We start from the raw sequence: 23,189 nt of genomic DNA, 5'->3' as shown, positions 1-23,189 counted from the left end.
TACTATTTTAATGAATCCCGAAGAAATAAAATTAACTCAATATTCACATGGTGCAGGCTGTGGCTGTAAAATCAGTCCGGCAGTTTTAGATATTATCCTGCACAGTCCAGTTTTACACACCGCTGACCCCAACTTACTGGTAGGGAACAATACCCGTGATGATGCGGCAGTACTCGATCTGGGCAATGGGACTGCACTCATCTCAACAACCGATTTTTTCATGCCAATTGTAGATGATGCCTATGACTTTGGCAGGATAGCCTCAGCCAATGCCATCAGCGATGTTTACGCGATGGGCGGAAAGCCGGTATTAGCGATCGCTATTTTAGGATGGCCAATTGATAAATTATCACCTGAGGTTGCACAAAAAGTACTCGAGGGTTCAAGGGCCATTTGTGCTGAAGCAGGTATAACCCTTGCAGGAGGGCATAGCATTGATTGTCCGGAACCTGTGTTTGGCCTCTCTGTCAACGGTATTGTTGATATTAAGCACCTTAAACAAAATTCCACAGCTCAGGTAGGATGCAGGTTATATCTGACCAAAGCACTCGGTGTAGGCATACTGACCACAGCGCAAAAAAAGGGAATTCTTAAAACTGAACATGCAGATATAGCCCCAAAAAGTATGTCGATGCTGAATAAGATTGGTGAAACACTGGGCAAATTGGATTACGTAAAAGCAATGACTGATGTAACAGGCTTCGGACTACTCGGGCACCTGTCAGAAATGTGCGAAGGAAGTAATTTACAGGCAGTTATAGAATTCGACAAAGTTCCAAAAATTGACGTGATTGAAGAATACCTCGATCAAAATTCAGTCCCGGGTGGCACCAACAGAAACTGGAATAGTTATGGACATAAGATCGGTTCAGGTAATAAATCACTGAACCGGAAAACTATAATCCTTGCTGACCCACAAACCAGTGGAGGACTGTTGGTTGCAGTGGAAGAATCAAAAGCAGCAGAATTTGAAGAAGTACTTCGCTCAAATGGTATTTCCGAATCAAATATTGTAAGCTTTGGATCGTTAAAGTTTAAGGCCGGAGATTCTCTGATAGAAATAATATAAAGAAAGCATACACTGCACAAAGAGCTAGCAATTTGGCTAAATTTTCAAAAACATTTGCACGGTATTTGCTTACCTTTAATAAACACAATTATGAAAAGACCATTTATCTATTTATTCATTGTATTGGGATTTGCCTTCATCAATGGATGTGGAAATGAAACAACAATTAATGCTGACGAAGCCACATCAGTAATCTCAAATTATCTGGCCGAAAACCCGGAATATAAAACAGCCAATTTCACTTTCGGTGAAATGAAATTCAGACAAATTAAAGACCAGGAAGACCTTAATAAATACAAAGTACTGGAAGAATCCGGTTATATCAGCATGAGCATGCAGGAGGAAAAGAAGGTTTTTCTTTCAAAAGACAGTTCATTTGTTTATTTGATCAAATTGACAGAGAAATCAGCACCTTTTGTTCTGGAGCAAAAGAAAGACAAAGCCCAGGTCAAAACTATAATTTATGAAATGGACAATGATAAACCTGTAAACTTTGTTAAAACCAATAACAATTCTGCAAAAGTGACAGTTACTTTAGTTAAGGCTGAGACAGACTTCTATCCCTTTGATAACAACAAAGGTTCAAACAGCGAGTTTATTACCAAAACCTATAAACTGAGACATAAGAAAAACGAAGGTTGGGTAGTTTCCGGTGAAAAATAAATATAAAAAAAGGTTGAAAATCTTAGTTTTAAGGCTTTTTTAATAGATTAATGGATCACTAAAATTATTACCGGTTTTATTTCAGTCAAATTATTCCCTCCATTAAATAATGTGCTGAAAATCATTATTTTTGCCTCATAAAAACTCCCCTCTTTTTAATGAAGCTTAATATAGATTATCAGGAAAAATTTGAGCACCGTCATATTGCTCCAAATGAGCAGGATACTGCAAAAATGCTAGGTACCATTGGTGTGAATTCCATTGATGAATTAATCAGTCAAACAGTACCATCTAATATCAGGTTGAAAAATAATCTTAAGCTGCCGGCTGCAAAAAGCGAAGCAGAATACTTGAATGACCTGAAACAAACTGCATCCAAAAACAAAGTATTCAAATCTTACATAGGTCAGGGTTACCATGATGTGATTGTACCGGGTGTCATTCAACGTAATATTCTGGAAAATCCAGGATGGTATACCCAATATACGCCCTATCAGGCAGAAATCGCACAGGGGCGTTTACAGGCCTTGTTGAATTTCCAGACCATGGTGATGGATCTCACCGGAATGGAAATTGCCAATGCTTCGCTTCTGGATGAAGGAACTGCGGCAGCCGAGGCAATGTTCATGCAATACAGTCTTCGCAAGAACGAGACTGCCAAAATATTTTTTGTTTCTGAAGAGGTTTCTGCTCAGACCATAGATATACTTCAAACCCGTGCAGCTCCTTATGGTATTCAGATACTTATAGGCAGTCATGAAACAGTAAATCTGGACGAGACCATGTTCGGTGCTATAGTTCAATACCCTGCTGCTAAAGGTCTGGTTTATGATTATTCAGGTTTTGCAGGCAAGGCTCATGAGAAAGGAATTAAACTCACAGTCGTTGCCGATATTATGGCACTTGCTCTATTGAGTCCTCCGGGAGAATGGGGTGCCGATATCGTAGTTGGATCAAGCCAGCGTTTTGGTATTCCAATGGGTTTTGGCGGTCCACATGCGGCATTCTTTGCTACTAAAGAAGAATATAAGCGTTCATTACCGGGCAGGATTATCGGGGTAACAATAGATAGTGCCGGAGACTATGCACTCCGTATGGCGCTTCAAACCCGTGAGCAGCATATCAGAAGAGACAAAGCAACCTCAAACATTTGCACTGCACAGGCACTTCTGGCAATTATGTCGGGCATGTATGCCATTTACCATGGCCCTGAGGGAATTAAGCAAATTGCTGAACGAATCCACGGACTAAGTGTATTCTTATCTCAAGCCCTAGAAAGCCTTGGATATAAACAGGAAAATCAATTTTTCTTTGATACCATCAAATTAGAACTAGGGAATCTGATCAACCCTATTCATGCCGAAGCGCTTAATAATGAAGTGAATCTGAACTATCAAGGCTCTCTTGTTAGCATAACACTTGATGAAACCACTACATTTAATGATGTTCATACAATTATCCGTTTTTTTGCAAAAGTTATGGGTAAAAATGCTCATGAAATGGATCTGGATCGGATCAAATCAGAGATCAGTAGTCATATTCCTTCCCAATTACAACGGAAATCTGCTTATTTAACACACCCTGTATTTAATTCATATCATTCAGAGCATGAAATGCTCAGATATATAAAATCACTGGAAGCAAAGGATCTTTCGCTTTGCCATTCCATGATTGCATTAGGTTCATGTACTATGAAGCTTAATGCCACCACAGAAATGATTCCGGTCACCTGGGCAGAATTCAGTAAGATCCATCCATTTGCCCCAGCCGATCAGGTTGGTGGCTACATGCAGATCTTTGATGAACTGAATAAATGGCTGAGTGAAATAACCGGATTTGCAGCTATGAGTTTACAGCCTAATTCAGGTGCGCAGGGCGAATATGCCGGACTTATGGTCATTCGTGCCTATCATATAGACAGAGGTGATAATAATAGGAATATTGCATTGATTCCTTCTTCTGCACATGGAACAAACCCTGCTTCGGCAGCCATGGCAGGAATGAAGATTGTAATTGTAAAATGTGATGAAAAAGGCAATATTGATGTAGCAGATCTGAAGACAAAGGCAGAGGAGCATTCATCTGATCTTTCCTGTTTGATGGTTACCTATCCTTCTACTCATGGTGTATTTGAAGAATCAATTATCGAGATCTGTGAGATCATTCATAAAAATGGCGGACAGGTTTATATGGATGGAGCAAATATGAACGCTCAGGTTGGACTCACCAGTCCGGCAACAATCGGAGCCGATGTATGTCACCTGAATCTGCATAAAACATTTTGTATCCCACATGGTGGGGGTGGACCCGGGATGGGGCCTATCGGTGTTGCGAAGCATCTGGTGCCATTTTTGCCCGGACATGCTGTTGTGAATATGGGTAATGAAAAATCTATTTCTGCCGTTTCATCAGCACCTTGGGGATCTGCTTCAATTCTTATCATATCACATGCTTATATTGCGATGATGGGCGGCGAGGGATTGACCAATGCGACAAAATATGCGATTCTGAATGCCAATTATATTAAAGCAAGGCTGGAGAATTCCTACCCGGTTCTGTATTCGGGAAGCCAGGGACGTTGTGCACATGAAATGATTCTTGACTGCCGTGCTTTCAAAGCATTTGGAGTAGAAGTGACCGATATTGCCAAAAGATTAATGGATTATGGTTTCCACGCACCAACCGTCTCTTTCCCGGTTGCCGGTACGGTGATGATCGAGCCGACAGAGTCAGAACCTAAACATGAACTAGACCGTTTTTGTGATGCGATGATAGCGATCCGCTCCGAAATATCAGAAGTCGAAAGCGGAAATCTGGATACTAAAGATAACCCATTAAAAAATGCACCGCATACCGCTGCTGTTGTAACAACAGATGATTGGACCCATCCATACTCCAGACAAACAGCTGCATTTCCATTGCCATATGTCGCTGCTTTTAAATTCTGGCCTTCAGTGGGTCGGGTTAATGATACTCATGGAGACAGGACACTGGTTTGTTCATGTCCTCCAATAGAATCTTATGCTGAGGAAGTTGCATAAAAGTTTTATCCTTTAAAATACCTGGTACTCTGAATACCCTGCCCAACAGCAGGGTATTTTTATTAAATTAAATTTATCTGCATTATTCTCTGGTTAAATTTATTAACCGTAAAACAATTTCTTAAAATTGTCGTAAAAATAAATTCCTGTCAGAGAAACACGAATTGACAGGCCCGAATCAATATTCTTATAAAGTGATATTAACCGCTTGGAAATCAGTAATTTTACCCTTGATTGGTTCTTCTGAAAAAGAGTAATTAATGAGTCTCAAAATGAAAATAAATTTTCATATGCTTTTAAAATATGCTGCTCTGATATTGCTATGCCTGATTTTTCCTCTCCAGGCTATTTCTCAAGAGTTAAAACCTATAAAACTTCAGCTAAAATGGCTCCATCAATTTCAATTTGCTGGTTATTATGCCGCAAAAGAAAAGGGCTTTTATATAGATGCCGGCTTCGATGTAGAAATATTGCAAGGCAATGCTTTAAATCCGCCTGTAGATAATGTACTGAAAGGCAAAGCCGACTTTGGTGTAACCGGATCTGATATCTTAAATTCCTTTATCATCAATAAACCTGTAGTGGTTGTTTCTGTAATTTTTCAGCACTCCCCTTACATCTTTATGACCCTGGCTGACAAGAGAATAAATTCCCCATCAGATCTTGCAGGGAAGACCATTATGGTATCAGAAGATCAGGGTGGAAGATTACTCAAAGCCCTGCTATTAGAAGAAGGAATCCCAATCGATTCTGTAAAAATCATCAATCATAGCTGGCAGGTACAGGATCTCATCAAGGGAAGAGTTGATGCCCAAAGTGCATACATTAGTGTTGAACCGCAGCTTTTGCGTAAAATGGGGCATGAAGTGAGCATAATCAATCCCATAAATTATGGTATTGACTTTTACGGTGATCTACTTTTCACTACAGTTGATATGGCAAATAATCATGCTCAAACTGTAGAAAAATTTAATGAAGCCAGTCTAAAAGGCTGGCAGTATGCGATGAGCCATCCTGAGGAATTGGCAGAATATATTCTTGGTCTTCCGGGTGTAAAAAGTCGGGGTATTACAAAAGAACAGCTGCTTTATGAAGCCAAAGAAATGAAAAAATTGATTCTTCCTGAGCTTGTAGAAATCGGACATATGAATCCGGGACGCTGGGAGAACATGCTCAGTAATTATAAGCAACTTGGATTGGCCGATAAAAATTCAACAATTGAAGGTTTATTATTTGTTAGCCCAAATACGAAAAAATTGCAATACTTCGACTACCTGCTTTATGTAATTGGTGGAGCTGGATTACTGTTTATAGTGATTCTTACCGGCACCTGGCAACTTCGAAAACAAGTTGTAAAGAGAACTTCAGACCTTCAAAAAGAGATCATGAACCGCACAAAAGCAGAACAACGGTTGGAGATCGCAATCGAAGCTGCAGGACTTAGTATCTGGAGCAGGGACCTGGATACAAATACATTGATTTATGACCAGAACTGGTTCAGGCACCAGGGCATCGACCCGGATATATTTTTGGAACATGATAAACTGATCGAATCCATTCATCCGGATGATCAGGAAGATGTGAAACTAGCTACAGCAGCGCTTAGAAAGGGTAAAAATCAATACAATAAGCTTACCTATCGTGTTAGAACAACCCATGGCGACTGGAAATGGTTCCTTTCATTTAGTAAAATGACAAATTCTGATGGTAGCGGTACTGGTAATATAGTTATAGGCTCAATTCTGGATATCGACTTCATCAAACGAAAAGAGATTGAATTACAAGAAATTACAAAGGAATTACTTAAGAAGAATAATGAACTTGAAAAGTTCGCATATATCACTTCCCATAATCTACGTGCACCTGTAGTGAATCTTATAAGCCTGGCAGAGATGCAACAGGAGACCAACCTTTCTCAGGGTATGCAGGACGAAATCCGCCAAAATATCCATGAATGTGTTAGGCAACTGGATAATACCCTGAATGATCTGGTTGAGATCGTTGCCAGTAAATCAGGAAAATCGGCTAAAAGTGAAGACTTAGAACTTCAAACTGAACTTAGTATCATCATGAAAACAATAGATAAACAAATAAAAAGTTCCGGAGCTAAAATAGAAGTAAACTTTCCACAGGGTTTAAAGATCCAATTTCCAAGGCATTACCTTCATAGTATACTAATTAACCTGTTCACCAATGCGATCAAATATAAATCTAAGGAAAGGAAGCTGGTGATCTCATTAAAAACACGTGAAAGCAAGGATTTTACGCAACTTTTTTTTAGTGATAATGGCATTGGCATTGATCTGGATAGGTACGGGAATAAAATTTTTGGCCTATATCAGAGATTCCACTCGAACATTGAAGGGAAAGGCCTGGGATTATATATTATCAAATCTCAGATTGAAGCTATGGATGGTAAGATTGAGGTAGAGAGTTTGCCTGATGTAGGTACGACCTTTTGCATCTATTTCAAAAAACAGAGAAATGCTTTGGCTTAATGTCAGCCTCAGGTAAATTATCAGTGACAGTCCATTAAACAGACAAACAAAAATATATTTAGAATATATTTATAGTTATTGATCAATTATATATAAAAAATGAACAAATTATTCTCTTTTACTACCTTCCTGGCGGGTACCATCCTGATGATGGCATTTAACCCAATTAAAGAAGAAATTTACAAAGTTGACGTTTCAAACTCCTCTATCGGATGGTCAGCAAAAAAAGTTGGAGGTGGTCATACTGGCACAGTCAGGATCACAGAAGGTAGTTTGGTTTATAATGGAAAATCGTTGCAAAAAGGTGTTTTTCTTATGGATATGTCAAGTATAACCTCAGATAATGCCCGGGTTACAACCCATTTAAAATCACCCGACTTCTTCTCTGCAGAAAAAAGTCCTACCTCTAAGTTTGAGATCACAAAAGTTACCGAAGCCGGAAAGGAACGCGTTAATATTACCGGGAATCTAACCATCAAAGGAATTACCCACCCCCTGACTTTTCCTGCAACAGTTAAACAGGAAAAAGGAGTGGTAGTGGCAGCAGCCTCAGGCATTAGGGTTGACCGTACAAAATATGATATAAAATTTCGTTCAAAAACCTTTTTCGGCGATATTGGCGACAAAGCTATTGATGATGAGTTTGAGCTGAACATCAATCTGACAGCGAAGAAAAACTAGATCAGAACAAAGAACAAGGATTAAGGATCAAGGACATTTACATTTATTTCAAAAAGTCTTTGCTCTTTTATCCTTGTTCTTTTATCCCTGCTAAACTATCCTGAACGCTTCATTTTCAAACGCCACTTTAGCATTCGCCCTGCTTTTAGCATGATAGAACAAGCATTCCCAATGCTCTTCAGCAGCCCGTTTCCCGTATTCCAGTCTTAATTCCATAGATTTTCTGCCATCAAAATCATATTTGGCTATAAATTTTCTTAGCAATTGTTCAGGCTCAGGGAGAATATCTGCTCCAAAAAATATAGTTTCTTCTTCCTCCCTTATCAGGAAAACCTGATGGTATTCACAGTGGCCACCCGTTAATTCAAATGCAATCTCCCTGTTAAATTGTCCGCTTCCTTCAATAAAATGGACTGAGCCGCTGCGCTGAACAAAATCAAAGATCTCTGTTTTGTAAGATCTTGAGGGCATACTGTAAGCTGCTTCCCATTCCCCTCTTTGAATCACATATTCCGCATTCGGAAAACTCAATGATACCTGACCATTGTTAGTATTAACCATTCCACCTGCATGATCGTAGTGCAGATGAGACATCAGAACCAGATTAACATCTGAAGGATCGTATCCCGCTTTTCGAATATTCTCATGAATAATTAATTCACCCTGCTCATTATGAAAACCAAGTCCGGTATCCAATATGATCAGATCATTTCCAGTTTCAACAAGAAAAGGCTGCACATAAATAAACAGGGAAGCAGGCCGATCTTTCGGATTATGAATTGCAGGATCAAAAGGAATAAAGGTCTTGGAACTATCTACAGAATAAGATCCTTCATATAAGGCGAAAGCTTTCAATGTTCTTTGTTTATTATCTTGTTATATTCTATTTTTACGCATAACTAAGGCAAAGATATGCAAAAAAGGTGGGTGGAACGGGAGATTGAAAACCTTGCAGTGATAGCGGAATTGCAGGAATCACTGAAAATTGACCGGGTTCTTGCCAGTCTTTTGGTTAAGAGAGGAATCACTAATTACGATGAAGCCAGAGATTTTTTCAGGCCTGAACTCAACAAACTTCACGACCCTTACCTGATGCAGGATATGGCACGCGCAGTATCCCGTATCAATCAGGCAATTACCTCACACGAAAAGATTCTTATTTATGGTGATTATGATGTTGATGGAACCACGTCTGTCGCCCTCACTTATAGCTTCTTAAAAAAACTTTATTCAGAAATTGATTTCTATATACCCGACCGTTACCGGGAAGGTTATGGTATTTCTACCCAAGGAATAGATTATGCTTTTGAAAATGGTTATTCACTGATAATCGCACTGGATTGCGGCATTAAATCAGTCGATAAAATTGATTATGCCAATGAACGTGGTATAGATTTTATTATCTGTGACCATCACCTTCCCGGCGATCAGCTGCCTGCTGCAATAGCTGTGCTTGACCCTAAACGCAAGGATTGCAATTATCCCTACAAAGAATTATCAGGCTGTGGTATCGGCTTTAAGCTGATCCAGGCTTATGCCCTTGAATATGATATTGCTTTTGAGCAGGTAAGCGCTTATCTGGATCTGGTAGCAGTGAGTATCGCCTCAGATATCGTACCGATCACTGGCGAGAACCGGATACTTGCCTGGTATGGTCTTCTGAAATTGAATACAGACCCATGCAAGGGCTTATCGGCCCTTATGAATATTTCCGGAAGAAAAGAAAACCTAAGCATCATGGATGTGGTATTCACCATTGGTCCGAGGATCAATGCTGCCGGTAGAATTGACGATGCGAAGCATTCAGTAAACTTACTGATCGCTGAGGACGAGGCCATTGCACTCGAAAACAGCCAGATCATCAACACAAAAAATACGGAACGTAAAGAACACGACAGCAATATTACAGAGCAGGCATTAGCAATGATTGACGGGGATCCCCTTATGATCAGTCGAAAAACAACGGTGGTATATAGTGCAGATTGGCATAAAGGTGTAATCGGAATCGTAGCTTCAAGGCTTACCGAAAAATATTATCGTCCAACCATCGTTATGACCAATTCAAACGGTTATGCGGCGGGTTCGGCAAGATCAGTTGCCGGCTTTGACCTTTATGAAGCATTATGCGAATGCAGTGATTTGCTGATACAATTTGGTGGTCATAAATATGCCGCGGGGCTGACTATGAAAACAGAGAATATTCCTGCATTTCAGCAGCGCTTTGAAGAGGTGGTTGCAGCCAGCATACCTGAAGAATTGCTCGTACAGGCGATAAATATCGATGCAGAAATTGAACTGAAACAAATTGATCCGAAATTCTTCAGGATCCTGAAACAGTTTGAACCATTCGGTCCGCAAAACATGGTGCCTGTTTTTGTTAGCAGAAATGTTTATACTTACGGTGCGGCAACAATTGTTGGCAGCAATCATTTGAAAATGTGTGTGCATCAGGATAATCAGAGCAATTATAATTGCATTGGTTTTGGTCTGGGAGAATACCTGAACCTGATCAATTCGGGAAGAGCATTTGACATTTGTTATACTATTGAAGAGAATACATGGAAAGAGAAAAAATCGATACAGTTGAATATCAAGGGGATACGGGCAGCTCTTCCAAACCAGGGACAATGATTTTAAGAGCTGAGAACCTGGTAAAGAAATACAAACAGCGAACTGTTGTTAATAATGTATCATTTCATGTTTCGCAGGGTGAAATCGTAGGATTACTTGGGCCAAATGGCGCAGGAAAAACAACCTCCTTCTACATGATCGTAGGGCTGATCAGGCCAAATGAAGGTCATGTATTTCTGGATGATCAGGATATCACTGAAGATGCCATGTATCGAAGGGCGCAAAAAGGTATTGGCTACCTTGCACAGGAGGCTTCAGTATTTAGGAAATTATCGGTTGAGGATAATATCATGGCTGTCCTTGAGATGACCAAACTCAGTAAGGAAGAACAAAGAGACAAGCTTGAACAATTGATTGATGAATTTAGCCTGCACAAAGTAAGGAAGAACCGTGGCGACCTGCTTTCGGGAGGGGAAAGAAGAAGAACTGAAATTTCAAGAGCACTTGCTGCCGATCCAAAATTTATCCTTCTTGATGAACCATTTGCGGGGGTTGACCCTATCGCAGTTGAAGAGATTCAAAGTATCGTCGCAAAACTTAAACTAAGAAATATCGGAATTCTGATTACCGATCACAATGTACAGGAAACACTCTCCATTACCGACAGGGCTTATTTGCTTGCAGAAGGTAAAATTATGCTCACAGGTACGCCGCAGGAGATTGCAAATAATGAAATGGCCAAAAAATTCTATCTTGGTCAGAATTTTGAGCTGAGAAAAAAGAAGCACTGAGCCTCAAATAAGCCCTAAAGCAGAATGACAATTGTAAATTCCATCTTTAACTGGATCATGAAAAAGCGGATGCATCAGATCGAGCTTTTCATAAAATATCCATATGATGTTCAGGATGAATGGTTTCAGTCGCTTATCTCCACAGCCCAACATACTGAATGGGGCAAAAAATATAGCTATTCATCCATTTATAACCAGGATCAGTTTAAGGAGCGTGTTCCAATTCAAAACTATGATTCACTGAAACCTTATATCGAAAAAATGATGAGCGGTGAGCAGAACGTGCTCTGGCCATCTGAGATCAAATGGTTCGCCAAATCATCAGGAACAACAAATGACCGGAGCAAGTTTATTCCGGTAAGTGAAGAATCACTTGAGGAGTGCCATTTTAAAGGCGGCAAAGACCTCCTATCTATGTATTGTGATAACCGGCCCGACGCCAGAATATTTACCGGAAAATGCCTGGTATTGGGGGGAAGCCATCAGATCAACCACTTGAATACAGATTCCTGTTTTGGTGACTTATCGGCAGTATTGATCAAGAATTTACCTTTCTGGGCTGAGTTCTATCGAACACCAGATATGTCAATTGCCTTGATGGATAATTTTGAGGAAAAAGTAGAAAAAATAGCCAGGATTACCATTGATGTGAATGTAACCAATATTGCAGGGGTACCTACCTGGAATCTGGTACTTGCAAAACGCATTCTTGAAATTACAGGAAAAAACAATCTGCTCGAAGTTTGGCCAAATCTTGAATTTTACTTTCATGGAGCGGTTAATTTCAATCCTTATCGCGAGCAGTTTAAAAAACTAATTCCTTCTGATGATATGTATTATCTGGAAACCTATAATGCATCGGAAGGTTTTTTTGGAATCCAGGATCAGCCTAATTCAGAGGAACTACTCCTGATGCTCGATTATGGTATTTATTATGAGTTTCTACCAATGGAGGATCTGCATGCTGAGAATCCAATAACCCTCCGTCTTGACCAGGTGCAGCTGAACAAAAATTATGCATTGATCATTTCAACCAATGCCGGATTGTGGAGATACATGATTGGCGATACCATTAAATTCACCTCACTCTCGCCGCATCGTATTCAAATCACCGGACGAACCAAACATTTCATCAATGCTTTTGGCGAAGAACTCATCATAGACAATGCTGAAAAAGGGCTTGCGAAAGCCTGTCTGGAAACACATGCAATCATCCGTGATTATACAGCTTGTCCGATTTATTTTGAAGGAGACGAGGTTGGCGGACATGAATGGATCATCGAATTTGAGCAAAAACCCGATGATATCGAACGATTCACTGATCTACTCGATCAAACCTTAAGGGAAGTGAATTCTGATTACGATGCCAAACGTTATAAGGATATGGCATTACGCCGACCATTGCTGCATCTTGCACCGGATGGTACATTCTATCAATGGATGAAAAAACGTGGCAAACTCGGTGGACAACATAAGGTACCGCGACTGGCAAATGACCGGGTTTATGTGGATGAGATACTTAAAATGCTTTAAGGAGTAGCAAGTATCAAGAGCCAAGAATCAAGAGCCAAGACCCGATAGCTATCGGGTCAAGATAAATTCCGGTTTGCTTGAGATTTTGTAATAAGATAAAAGATTAAAGAGCAAAGAATAAAGACACTAAAACTTCATTTGAAATTTAGTACTATTTGCTGACAACAGGTAACCGACAACCGGTAACATTAAATTTGATCAAAGAGCAAAGAGAAAGGATTAAAGACATTAGCTGCACATTTGACATTTACTTCAATTTACTGAAAACTGACAACCGAAAACCCGATAGCTTTCGGGTGACAACACCATAAATCCCAGTTCTCAATTCCTGGCTGAGATTTTCCAAAATCCTTGTTCCTTGCTCCTTATTCCTTATTCACGTTCTTGGGGAACACTAACGATGCCACAATACTTGTTGTTAGAATAAACAATATTATTAAGAGTGAGTGCGAGGTTGTAAAACCCCATAAAGTTAACCAATGATGGGCAAGCATTTTGATTCCGATGAATACCAGGAGAAAGGCTAATCCTACCTTCAGGTAGTGGAATTTATGGATCACATTCACCAGCAGGAAGAACATTGATCTTAAACCCAGAATGGCAAAAATGTTAGAGAAAAATACGATATAAGGATCTTTGGTCACTGCAAAAATTGCCGGGATAGAATCCACTGCAAAAATAAGATCGGTAAATTCTACTATCAGCAGAACAATGAAAAGGGGTGTAACCATTTTCTTTCCATCGACTTTGATAAAGAATTTATTGCCTGCATATTCCGGATAAACAGAAAAATATTTTGATGCAAAAAGCACGACCTTATGATTCTCAGTATCGATTTTTTCTTCCTCCTCCCTGCTCAGAAACATGCTTACACCTGTATAAATAAGGAATGCCCCAAAAACATACAAAATCCAGCCAAACTCATTAATGAGGGTAGAGCCCAGAAAAATAAAGATGAATCGCATCAGAACTGCGCCAATGATACCCCAGAACAGCACCCGGTGATAATACCGCTCATCTACTCCAAAAGCAGAGAAAATAAGGACCATGACAAAGATATTATCAACCGACAAAGCGTATTCTATCACGTAACCCGTAAGGAATTCAAGTGCCAGATTTTGTTTGTAAAGCGCCAAACTTGCTTCAAAATTTCCGGGGATAAGGGTAATATTATGAAGATGTTTGGTTGTAACCTCCTGAAGTATAGAAAAATTGGTAATATCATGCAATATTTCACCTTCCTTTAAAAGCAGGAAATAGAAACCAATCGCGAAACTCACCCAGATAGAACTCATGATAGCCGCTTCTTTCATACTGACCTTATGATCCTTCTTGTTAAAGAGACCAAGATCAATGGCTAGCATCAGCACAATAAAAAGCAGAAAGCTGCCGAAAAATATAATTTCGTTTGACATGTTTATTTTTTACGTTCAGTGGTAAACCGAACAAGTTGCTGCAAGGAATTGCGCGAATTGTGATCAGGTAAATCATTTAAAATAGCAAAAGCTTCCTCCTGATAGGCCGCCATCCGGCTTTGGGCATAATCTAGTCCCCCGCTGTTACGTACAAAATCAATTACTTCAGAAACTTTATCCGACTCCTCATTATGATTCTTTACCAGATTAATGATTCTTCGCTTTTCGGAATTGCTGGCTTTATTCAAAGCATAGATCAGGGGAAGTGTAATCTTTTTTTCTTTGATATCGATTCCCAGAGGTTTACCTACATCATCTGTTCCGAAATCAAAGAGATCATCCTTAATCTGAAAAGCAATACCAACCTTTTCTCCGAAGAGGCGCATTTTCTCGACTATTTCAGAATCAGCACCAGCAGAAGAAGCACCACATGAACAACATGATGCAATTAATGAGGCTGTTTTCTGCCGGATCACTTCATAATATACGGCTTCATCTATATCCAGTCGGCGTGCCTTCTCAATCTGCAATAATTCACCTTCACTCATTTGCTTTACTGCATCAGAAACAATCTTAAGCAAACCAAAATCACCATTATTGATTGAAAGTAAAAGGCCTTTTGATAAAAGAAAATCACCCACCAGAACCGCAATCTTATTTTTCCATAAAGCATTCACTGAAAAGAACCCACGGCGTTCATATGAATTATCGACCACATCATCATGTACCAATGTTGCAGTATGCAATAACTCGACCAAAGCTGCACCACGATACGTAGCTTCTGTAATTCCGCCACAAAGGCTGGCTGAAAGAAACACAAACATCGGGCGGATTTGCTTACCCTTTCGCTTAACGATGTAATGTGTAATCCGATCAAGAAGAGGGACAGAGCTCTGCATAGACGCTTTGAACTTTGCTTCGAAAGTTTCAAGTTCTGCGGCGATAGGCTTTTTAATCTCTTCGAGATTCAGCATTAATTGTGGTTGCTGGTAAATATGAATAATTCTGCAAACATATTGAAAATGCGGGATTAATTCAGCACGAAATGAAGGGAGTAACATTCAACTTTGGTTTTAAATTTGTAAAATCCTGCAATATTTACAGAAATTTGATACTTTTGCATCCCTTCTGAAAGGAAAGGCCACAGAACCGGAGAGGTGTCAGAGTGGCCGAACGAGCGAGCTTGGAAAGTTCGTGTACTAGCAATGGTACCGTGGGTTCGAATCCCACCCTCTCCGCAATGAAATGCTGTCCGCCCTTAGGCGGATGGCATTTTTTGTTTCAGGCGTTACGAGCATAGCTCGTATAAGCATGGAACAAAAAATGACAAAGCGGAGTGAAACGAAGCGACAGCATTTCTTTGCTGGTTCCCCCCTAAAGGGATCAATGAAATTAATCCCACATGTTAAGCTAAATTTAATGCCCGCTTAAGTGGGCGGTGATAACACCGACCACAGGGAATAAAAATGCCGACAAGCGCAGCGGCAGCATTTGACTTGACGGTACCCCCTTAAAGGGATCAATGAAATTAATCCCACACTCTCCGCAAGTCAAATGCTGTTACACCTTTGGTGGAGCGGCATTTTATATTTGGAGAGCATCAAGCTCGCTTGAATGGTCGGAAAATAAAAATGCCGACAAGCGCAGCGGCAGCATTTGACTTGACGGTTCCCCCCTAAAGGGATCAATGAAATTAATCCCAGCCTATACGCAAGATATTTACCTTATCACTAATAGTACCAGCCACAGGGGAAAGTACTCAAAACAAATTATTCAAAAAATATAAATATTTCCTTAGTTTTAGTTGAGTTGTATTTCAATATTGTTAAAACAGATTTTATGTATATAATGAGTTTTACTCCGAAGTCCATTAAAAAAATCGGCATTCTGCTTATAATTCTGCTTCCATTCGGGATTCATACCACTTTCAGCCAAACCATTCAAAACTATGATATCGTGGTCTATGGCGCCACTTCAACCGGGATCAGCTCAGCCATTCAAAGTTCGCGAATGGGAAAAAAAGTGATATTAATTGAGCCAACGAACAGAATTGGTGGACTTACAACAGGAGGACTTGGGCAGACGGACATTGGGAACAAACAGGCAATCGGGGGATTATCAAGGGAGTTCTATCAGCAGGTAAAAGCCTATTATCAAAAGCCTGAAAACTGGATTTGGCAAAAAAGAGAAAGCTATAAAGATGGCGGACAAACAACCAGCGCGGCGAGCGAAGATGCGATGTGGACCTTTGAACCTTCGGCGGCCTTGAAGATTTTCAAGGAGATGTTGAGTAAGGAAAAAAATATCAGTCTGGTATATAATCAGCGTTTAAACCGTAAGACCGGAGTCAAAAAAACCTCCGGAAAAATAATATCCATACAAATGGAAAGCGGTCAGGTTTACCAGGGCAAGATGTTTATCGATGCGAGCTATGAAGGAGATTTAATGGCAGCTGCCGGCGTAAGTTATACGGTTGGCCGTGAATCCAACGCTCAGTATGGGGAATCATTGAACGGCATTCAGGCAAACAAAATTGGCCTGACACTACGCCGAACAATCTCAATGAACACTTATAATCATAACTTCATTGAAGGTGTAGATCCCTATATTAAAAAGGGGGATCCTTCAAGCGGCCTGCTTCCCTTTATCACAGCGGGTAAGCCTGGTATTGATGGAAAAGGGGACAATAAAATACAGACCTATTGCTTCCGTATGACCCTAACCAATCATCCTGATAATAGAATTCCCTTTGCCAAACCTGCAGGTTATAAAGAACTGGACTATGAATTATTATTCAGAAACTATGAAGCCGCCGAAGGTCCCATCGAAAAAATGTACGACTATGGCGACCCATTGGTGCCCTGGATAAATTCGGATATGCCTAACCGTAAAACAGATACCAATAACCAGAAAGGATTTTCTACTGATTTTATAGGTCAGAATTATGACTACCCCGAAGCAAGTTATGAAGAGCGCGAAAAGATAGCTGAACGACACCGAAAATATCAGCAGGGTTTAATGTGGTCATTGGCCTATCATCCCCGCATTCCTAAAAAAGTGCGTGATGTGGTTTCTACATGGGGTACCTGCAAGGATGAATATGAAAGGGAAGACGGCTGGCAGGGGCAATTATATATCAGGGAAGCAAGACGCATGATCAGTGATTATGTGATGACACAAAAAAATTGCGAGCGCCTGGTTGTTGCTGATGATCCGGTTGGAATGGGTGCTTATGGCATGGATTCACACAACATCAAACGTTATGTGGATGTGAATGGCTTTGTGAAAAATGAAGGTAATGTTGAAGCACATGTTGCAAGTCCTTATCCGATAAGTTACAAATCAATTGTTCCAAAAAAATCAGAAGTAAACAATCTGTTCGCACCTGCATGCCTGTCTGCAACCCATATTGCCTTTGGATCCATTCGTATGGAGCCGGTCTTTATGGTGCTTGGTCAATCGGCAGCAATTGCCGCCAGTATTGCTATCGATAAGAATTACAGTGTACAGGATGTTCCATACAAAGAATTGGAAGCAGATCTATTGAAGTATAAGCAGGTACTTCAATAGTGTTATAAAAATTTTCATCCTCATCTTCTGTTCATTAAAATTATAAATTGCGAATACTAATACATGCTCTTTGCTTTTCTCATGCTATGAAAAAAATTATCTTTCTAATCACTTTTTTTACTCTGCTTATTATCTTCGCCCCAAACATATCCGCCAGAGATAATAATCAGGCTGGCTGGAAAGCCGGGGTAGCAAGTGTAATTATTACTCCGGAGAAATCGATGTGGATGGCAGGATTTGCTGCCCGTACCCGTCCATCGGAAGGAAAACTTCATGAACTTTGGGCAAAAGCTCTGGTATTCGAAGATGCTGCGGGAAAAAAAGCGGTACTAATCACCACTGATCTTTCAGGCATTCCAAAAAGTATTTCAGATAATATCCGTAACCGTCTCGAAAAAAGTTTTAAGCTTTCACGAAGTCAGATCATTTTCAACACTTCCCATACCCATTCAGGTCCGGTGCTGCAGGATGCGCTGCATGCACTTTATCCGCTCAATGAGCAGCAAAAAGAAGATGTCAGGATTTACACTTTAAAATTTGAAGGTCAAATTGAAGATTTAGTTAAAAAGGCCTTAAGTTCACTGAAGCCTGTTATAATTTCCACTCAAAATGGAATCAGCCGCTTTGCGGTGAACAGAAGGAATAATATTGAAACCAAAATTGATGCCCAGACTGATTTGAAAGGGCCAAGTGATTATGCTGTCCCGGTAATCAGGGTAAGTGATAAACAGGGAAAAGTATTGGCCATCGCTTTTGGATATGCCTGTCATAACACGGTTTTACATGGTTATGAATGGTCGGGAGATTATGCAGGATATGCTCAGATTCAGGTAGAAAAAGTACATCCAGGAGCCACAGCTTTATTTTTTCAGGGCTGCGGAGGTAACCAGAATGCTATACCGCGCAAATCAGTCCCCTTGGCCAAACAATATGGGCAGGAGCTTGCATTGGCTGTGGAGGCCGTGCTGGAAGGGGAAATGCGGGAACTGGAACCACGTTTGAGTACCGCCTATTCAGAAGTGAATATTGAATTTGAAAACCCTCCCGGTAAGGAAGAGTTAAACCAAATGCTTACCAAAGAAAGCGGTTACATCAGGAACTGGGCTCTTGAAATGATCCGGAAATATGAAAAAGGCGAGCGCATATTAAGCAAGTATCCTTATCCTGTACAGTTCTGGCAATTGGGCGACCAATCGGTGGTTGCTCTTGGTGGTGAGCCTGTTGTAGATTATGCGATCAATCTTAAAAAAATCTTTGGCCCTGAACTATTCGTGATGGGTTACTCCAATGATGTGATGGCCTATATTCCAACTGTAGAAATTTTGCGGGAAGGCGGATATGAAGGTCATACTTCCCAAATGGCCTTCGGATTGCCTGCAAAATGGAAAGAATCAATCGAGCCTTTGATCATGGGCGAAGTTTTAAAATTAGCTGAGGAGATAGGAATTGCGATTCCGGAATCAAAATAATCAGGTACTGATCAATATTCCTTTCAGTTTTTTTTTATATTTAGACATAGTAACACACAAATAAAATCGATGAAACGCAGAGAAATATTAAAGGGCCTTAGCATCATTCCACTGGCGGGAGTTGCAAGTGCTGCTATTGCGAAGCACCATGCCGGAACCGATGCTGAATCAGCGGCAGTAGCAGCTGAAGAATGGCTACCAAAGAAAGAACTGATTAAAACACCCGCAGGTTCCTGCCTTCGTTCTGGTCACTTATTATTCATTGGTGGTATCGGAGGATGGTATGCTAACCAGAGGGCAGAGCCGGGAGATATCCAGGTTCAGATACGCAGTGTTCTGACTACCATGAAGGGGATTCTGGAAGGGGCAGGATCATCAATGGCTAATGTACTGAAGATTCAGATGACTGTAGCAGAACCAAACAAAAACATGGCAAAACTTAATGAGGCCTATGCTGAATTTTTTCCTGAAAATCCACCTGTACGTTCCTACAGTGGATCAAAAACGAGCCAGATGGGCAGGGAAGGTATCCTTTGCCAGGTGAGCTGTATCGCTTATGTTGATTAATTTAAATAGTTAAAAACTCAATAAATAAAATATTATGGATCGCAGAAAGGTTCTAAAAAGTCTCAGTCTTCTACCTTTGGCAGGGGCTGCAGCAGCAATTCCTACAGAAGTCAATGCTCAAAACAAAAAGAAAAAAGGACAATGGACTCCCAAAAAAGAGGTAATCCGGCGGAGCAATAGCGGAGGCAATACAAATCCAACCGTAGCTGCGCCTGCAGCAGGCGGAGCCCCAAGACCGGGTGGAGTCTTGTCGGGATGTATCCGTTCAGGGCATCTCTTATTCCTTTCAGGAATCGGAGGCTGGTATGCTGAAAGACGTAAGGAGCCGGGAGATATTCAGGTGCAGATACGCAGTGCATTAGACACCATGAAAGAGGTGCTTGAGGGAGCAGGATCATCAATGGCTAATGTGCTTAAAGTACACATGACTGTAGCTGAACCCAATAAGAACATAGCTGCACTCAATGAAGCTTACCGCGGATATTTTCCTGATCCGGCACCGGTACGTTCATACACAGGATGCGGAACTGATTTGATGGGCAGAGATGGGATTCTTGTACAAATTGATTGTATTGCTTATGTAGATTAATACCCGGGTATAATGATAATGCTCTGGTGAAATTTTACAATTGCAAGCGGCTAAAGCCCACTCAAAATCATAAATCATCAAATACCTGCAGTTAAAGCTGAAGGCTATTGATATCGAAAAACCCGTAAATAAAAAGGGTCAGGATCTATTTACATCCTGACCCTTTTTTTGGTTGGGTACCTCCTATTCTGTTACTTAAAATAACGGGATTTCGACATTAAACTATCTAAAGATTAATATTTAACCACATAGATTGAATTTATTATGCTTTAAAGGAAACATAGATTGTAAATCACATAGATTGAAGGGAAGCTTCAAGGCTATCTGTGTCTAAAATGAAGGCTGGCGGCTATATAATGCTATGTTTCTATGTGGTTTCAAATATTATGTCAAGTTCACGTTAAAATAGAAACGCTTACACTCCAGCCTTTTGTAAAACTTCCAATGTTTTTCTGAGCCCGGTTTGCGCCACCATCATCAGATCTTCCTTCCAATACTCCGGATTATACATTTCTAGTGAAATACATCCTTTATACCCGGTACCTTTCAGATCTTTGAAGATTTGTGGCAAAGGCAAAATTCCATCTCCGGGATAAACCCTGTGCGAATCATTAAGTTGATCCAATGGCGGAGCTGCAGGAGCATCATTAAACTGGAAAATGGCGATCATATCACCTCTGAGTAATTTAATACCCTCAAAACCACCTTCGCTGATATACATGTGGTAAACGTCTGGAATGACCATAGCTTTGGGATGATTGGCATCCAGGGCAATACCAACTGCCTGACCCATTGTTTTAATGGGAAAATACTTCACAAAAACCAATGCCGGATTCAGTTTATAATCATTGATTCCCATTTCAATAATATCCCGGTATCGATCAGCAGCCCACTTTTGATTATAGTTTTGGCCTATGGTATTCGGTATGGTCTGAACATGCTGAGCCCCGATATCTGAAGCCATACGCATCCGGTTACGGGTATCGGCCAGAGACTTATCCCATAATTCCTGAGTTGGTGGTATCGCATTCCAAAGCCCGATTACGCTGGGTACGAATAAACCACTGTCCTTTATTTCTTTACCCAGATCTTTCAGGTTACCTCCATCTGCTTCAAACTTTTGCAATTCACCATCCCATGGTTCAATAGCATCATATCCGGCTTTTGCTGCAATCCTGACCTTCTCCTTTAAAGAAGCTGGCCTGATGGTAGCTGTATCAAGACAAACCGGCCAGGGACTCTTCCCCTTCTGATACCTTTTCTCTTTCTTTTGAATTTCCGCAACAGCAATACCGGGTATGGCACTTGCAGCGATACCCGCAACTACTCCCAGGGAAATAAATTTTCTACGTTCCATAGCTTAGGATTAAAATATTTCAAAAGGCAAAGTGAAATTTAAGTTATAATTAAACTTAATATAAACCAAAAGATTTAAAAACAGAACTACCTGCATAATTAGCACCAACCTCTTCATCGATTCTTAGCAACTGGTTATACTTGGATAACCTCGAAGATCCGGCCACCGAGCCAATCTTGATCTGCCCACCGTTCAATCCAACGGCAAGATCGGCCAGTGTAGCATCCTCCGTTTCACCAGAACGGGCCGAAACCACTGTACTGAATCCCCCATTCTTTGCCATCCGGAGTGTATTAACCGTCTCAGTCAATGTCCCGATCTGATTCATTTTCACAAGAATTGAATTTCCTGCTTTCAGATCAAAGCCTTTCTGTAAACGTACTTTATTTGTAGTAAAGAGATCATCCCCAATCAACTGAACATGTTTGCCCAATCGTTGAGTTAAAGCCTGCCATCCCTCCCAGTCATTTTCAGCCAGTCCATCCTCTATCGAGATTACCGGATGCTCCATGGTCCACTTTTCAAGCATATCAATCATTTGCTCAGAACTTAAGGAACGGTCCTCTGAATGCAGATGATATATACCTTTTGCTTCATCGTAGAAATGAGAGGAGGCAACATCTAATGCTATGGCAACATCCGTATGCGGTTTATATCCACAGGCATGAAATACTTCCCCCAAAACCTCCAGGGCTGCCTCATTCGAAGGTAAAGCAGGTCCAAAACCGCCTTCATCCGCAAGCAGATAGGCATTATATCCTTTTTTAATCAGAATTTCCCTTGTTTTCCAGTACACATTATAGATCATTTCGAGTGCATCCGGATAGTTTTTGGGCGATACGGGTATGATCAGAAAATCCTGCAGATCAATATTCTTACCGGCATGCAATCCCCCGCTGATGATATTTACCATTGGGACGGGCATTGAAACCGCATCACCGGCAGGAAGATATTTCTTAGCGAGGTATCTGAACAAAGGTTCAGATGCTTCATTCGCTGCCGCATGAATGCAGGCAAAAGAAGCGCCAAGTATTGCATTCGCTCCAAGCCTGGATTTTTCGGGAGTGCCATCCAGTTCGATCATCAGATTATCCAGATGATCCTGATCCTCAATGGCCTGACCAATCAATGTGTTTCTGATTTCCTTATTGACATTCGCTACGGCTTTACCCACCCCTTTTCCTCTATGCCTGTTTCCACCATCACGAAGTTCCAACGCCTCAAACTGTCCGGTTGATGCACCTGAGGGAACCATCATTCTTCCCATGATACCGGATTCCAGAAATACATCAACCTCAACAGTGGGATTACCACGTGAATCGAAAATTTCCCTGGCTTTTAGATCTTTTATTTTTGACATGATATATTATTGGAA

17 protein-coding genes and 1 tRNA gene are annotated in these 23,189 nt (G+C 40.7%); 13 read left to right on the top strand and 5 right to left on the bottom strand.

Annotated features, from left to right (window positions below; genetic code table 11):
- Window positions 1–10: 10 nt before the first annotated feature.
- From selD to Q8S11_RS06590, 5 genes are all read left to right on the top strand, one after another.
- Window positions 11–1,069: a selenide, water dikinase SelD gene (selD, locus tag Q8S11_RS06610; RefSeq protein WP_305661292.1), complete on the top strand. Its 1,059-nt coding sequence runs from the start codon at window positions 11–13 to the stop codon at window positions 1,067–1,069.
- A gap of 90 nt (window positions 1,070–1,159) precedes the next feature.
- Entirely contained in the window at window positions 1,160–1,732 is a 573-nt protein-coding gene (locus Q8S11_RS06605; protein ID WP_305661291.1) for a hypothetical protein, read from the top strand.
- Window positions 1,733–1,890: 158 nt separating this feature from the next.
- Window positions 1,891–4,773 carry an aminomethyl-transferring glycine dehydrogenase gene (gene gcvP, locus Q8S11_RS06600; RefSeq protein ID WP_305661290.1) on the top strand — a complete coding sequence of 961 codons (2,883 nt, stop codon included), beginning with the start codon at window positions 1,891–1,893 and terminating at the stop codon, window positions 4,771–4,773.
- A 272-nt stretch (window positions 4,774–5,045) separates the two neighbouring features.
- Window positions 5,046–7,271, top strand: coding sequence for an ABC transporter substrate-binding protein (locus tag Q8S11_RS06595; RefSeq protein ID WP_305661289.1), 2,226 nt, complete (start codon window positions 5,046–5,048; stop codon window positions 7,269–7,271).
- 99 nt (window positions 7,272–7,370) lie between these two features.
- A complete protein-coding gene (locus Q8S11_RS06590; protein ID WP_305661288.1) occupies window positions 7,371–7,952 on the top strand; it encodes a YceI family protein in 582 nt (193 codons plus the stop codon).
- Between the two features lie 90 nt (window positions 7,953–8,042).
- Here Q8S11_RS06590 and Q8S11_RS06585 read toward each other — a convergent pair whose 3' ends face one another.
- Window positions 8,043–8,807: an MBL fold metallo-hydrolase gene (locus Q8S11_RS06585; RefSeq protein WP_305661287.1), complete on the bottom strand. Its 765-nt coding sequence runs from the start codon at window positions 8,805–8,807 to the stop codon at window positions 8,043–8,045.
- A 57-nt stretch (window positions 8,808–8,864) separates the two neighbouring features.
- Here Q8S11_RS06585 and recJ point away from each other — a divergent pair, with 57 nt between their 5' ends.
- From recJ to Q8S11_RS06570, 3 genes are read left to right on the top strand one after another with little or no spacing between them, the layout of a single operon-like run.
- Entirely contained in the window at window positions 8,865–10,583 is a 1,719-nt protein-coding gene (gene recJ / locus Q8S11_RS06580) for a single-stranded-DNA-specific exonuclease RecJ (protein WP_305661286.1), read from the top strand.
- Window positions 10,580–11,314, top strand: coding sequence for an LPS export ABC transporter ATP-binding protein (gene lptB / locus Q8S11_RS06575; RefSeq protein ID WP_305661285.1), 735 nt, complete (start codon window positions 10,580–10,582; stop codon window positions 11,312–11,314). The genes recJ and lptB overlap by 4 nt, the downstream gene beginning before the upstream one ends.
- Before the next feature lie 24 nt (window positions 11,315–11,338).
- On the top strand, window positions 11,339–12,847 hold the full coding sequence (locus tag Q8S11_RS06570; RefSeq protein ID WP_305661284.1) for a GH3 auxin-responsive promoter family protein: 1,509 nt from the start codon (window positions 11,339–11,341) through the stop codon (window positions 12,845–12,847).
- Window positions 12,848–13,212: 365 nt separating this feature from the next.
- Here Q8S11_RS06570 and Q8S11_RS06565 read toward each other — a convergent pair whose 3' ends face one another.
- Window positions 13,213–14,262, bottom strand: coding sequence for a TerC family protein (locus Q8S11_RS06565; RefSeq protein ID WP_305661283.1), 1,050 nt, complete (start codon window positions 14,260–14,262; stop codon window positions 13,213–13,215).
- Between the two features lie 2 nt (window positions 14,263–14,264).
- The gene (locus tag Q8S11_RS06560) at window positions 14,265–15,236 is read right to left on the bottom strand and encodes a polyprenyl synthetase family protein (RefSeq protein ID WP_305661324.1); all 972 of its coding nucleotides are present in this window, start codon (window positions 15,234–15,236) and stop codon (window positions 14,265–14,267) included.
- Between the two features lie 177 nt (window positions 15,237–15,413).
- Between Q8S11_RS06560 and Q8S11_RS06555 the strand changes: the two genes are divergently transcribed.
- The 5 genes from Q8S11_RS06555 to Q8S11_RS06535 all read left to right on the top strand — a co-directional run bounded on the left by Q8S11_RS06555 (window position 15,414) and on the right by Q8S11_RS06535 (window position 20,457).
- Window positions 15,414–15,500 (top strand) — tRNA-Ser (locus Q8S11_RS06555).
- A gap of 601 nt (window positions 15,501–16,101) precedes the next feature.
- A complete protein-coding gene (locus tag Q8S11_RS06550) occupies window positions 16,102–17,832 on the top strand; it encodes an FAD-dependent oxidoreductase (protein ID WP_305661282.1) in 1,731 nt (576 codons plus the stop codon).
- Window positions 17,833–17,918: 86 nt separating this feature from the next.
- A complete protein-coding gene (locus Q8S11_RS06545) occupies window positions 17,919–19,301 on the top strand; it encodes a neutral/alkaline non-lysosomal ceramidase N-terminal domain-containing protein (protein WP_305661281.1) in 1,383 nt (460 codons plus the stop codon).
- Window positions 19,302–19,370: 69 nt separating this feature from the next.
- The gene (locus Q8S11_RS06540; protein WP_305661280.1) at window positions 19,371–19,868 is read left to right on the top strand and encodes a RidA family protein; all 498 of its coding nucleotides are present in this window, start codon (window positions 19,371–19,373) and stop codon (window positions 19,866–19,868) included.
- 34 nt (window positions 19,869–19,902) lie between these two features.
- Window positions 19,903–20,457: a RidA family protein gene (locus Q8S11_RS06535; protein ID WP_305661279.1), complete on the top strand. Its 555-nt coding sequence runs from the start codon at window positions 19,903–19,905 to the stop codon at window positions 20,455–20,457.
- 415 nt (window positions 20,458–20,872) lie between these two features.
- Here Q8S11_RS06535 and Q8S11_RS06530 read toward each other — a convergent pair whose 3' ends face one another.
- The gene (locus tag Q8S11_RS06530) at window positions 20,873–21,814 is read right to left on the bottom strand and encodes a sugar phosphate isomerase/epimerase (RefSeq protein WP_305661278.1); all 942 of its coding nucleotides are present in this window, start codon (window positions 21,812–21,814) and stop codon (window positions 20,873–20,875) included.
- A gap of 55 nt (window positions 21,815–21,869) precedes the next feature.
- Window positions 21,870–23,174, bottom strand: a complete 1,305-nt coding sequence (gene eno / locus Q8S11_RS06525) for a phosphopyruvate hydratase (RefSeq protein ID WP_305661277.1) — start codon at window positions 23,172–23,174, stop codon at window positions 21,870–21,872.
- Between the last annotated feature and the right edge of the window lie 15 nt (window positions 23,175–23,189).

Origin of the sequence: Daejeonella sp. (assembly GCF_030695525.1) — a bacterium.
Taxonomy (GTDB): domain Bacteria; phylum Bacteroidota; class Bacteroidia; order Sphingobacteriales; family Sphingobacteriaceae; genus Daejeonella.
This window is presented reverse-complemented; position numbering and strand designations above follow the sequence as displayed.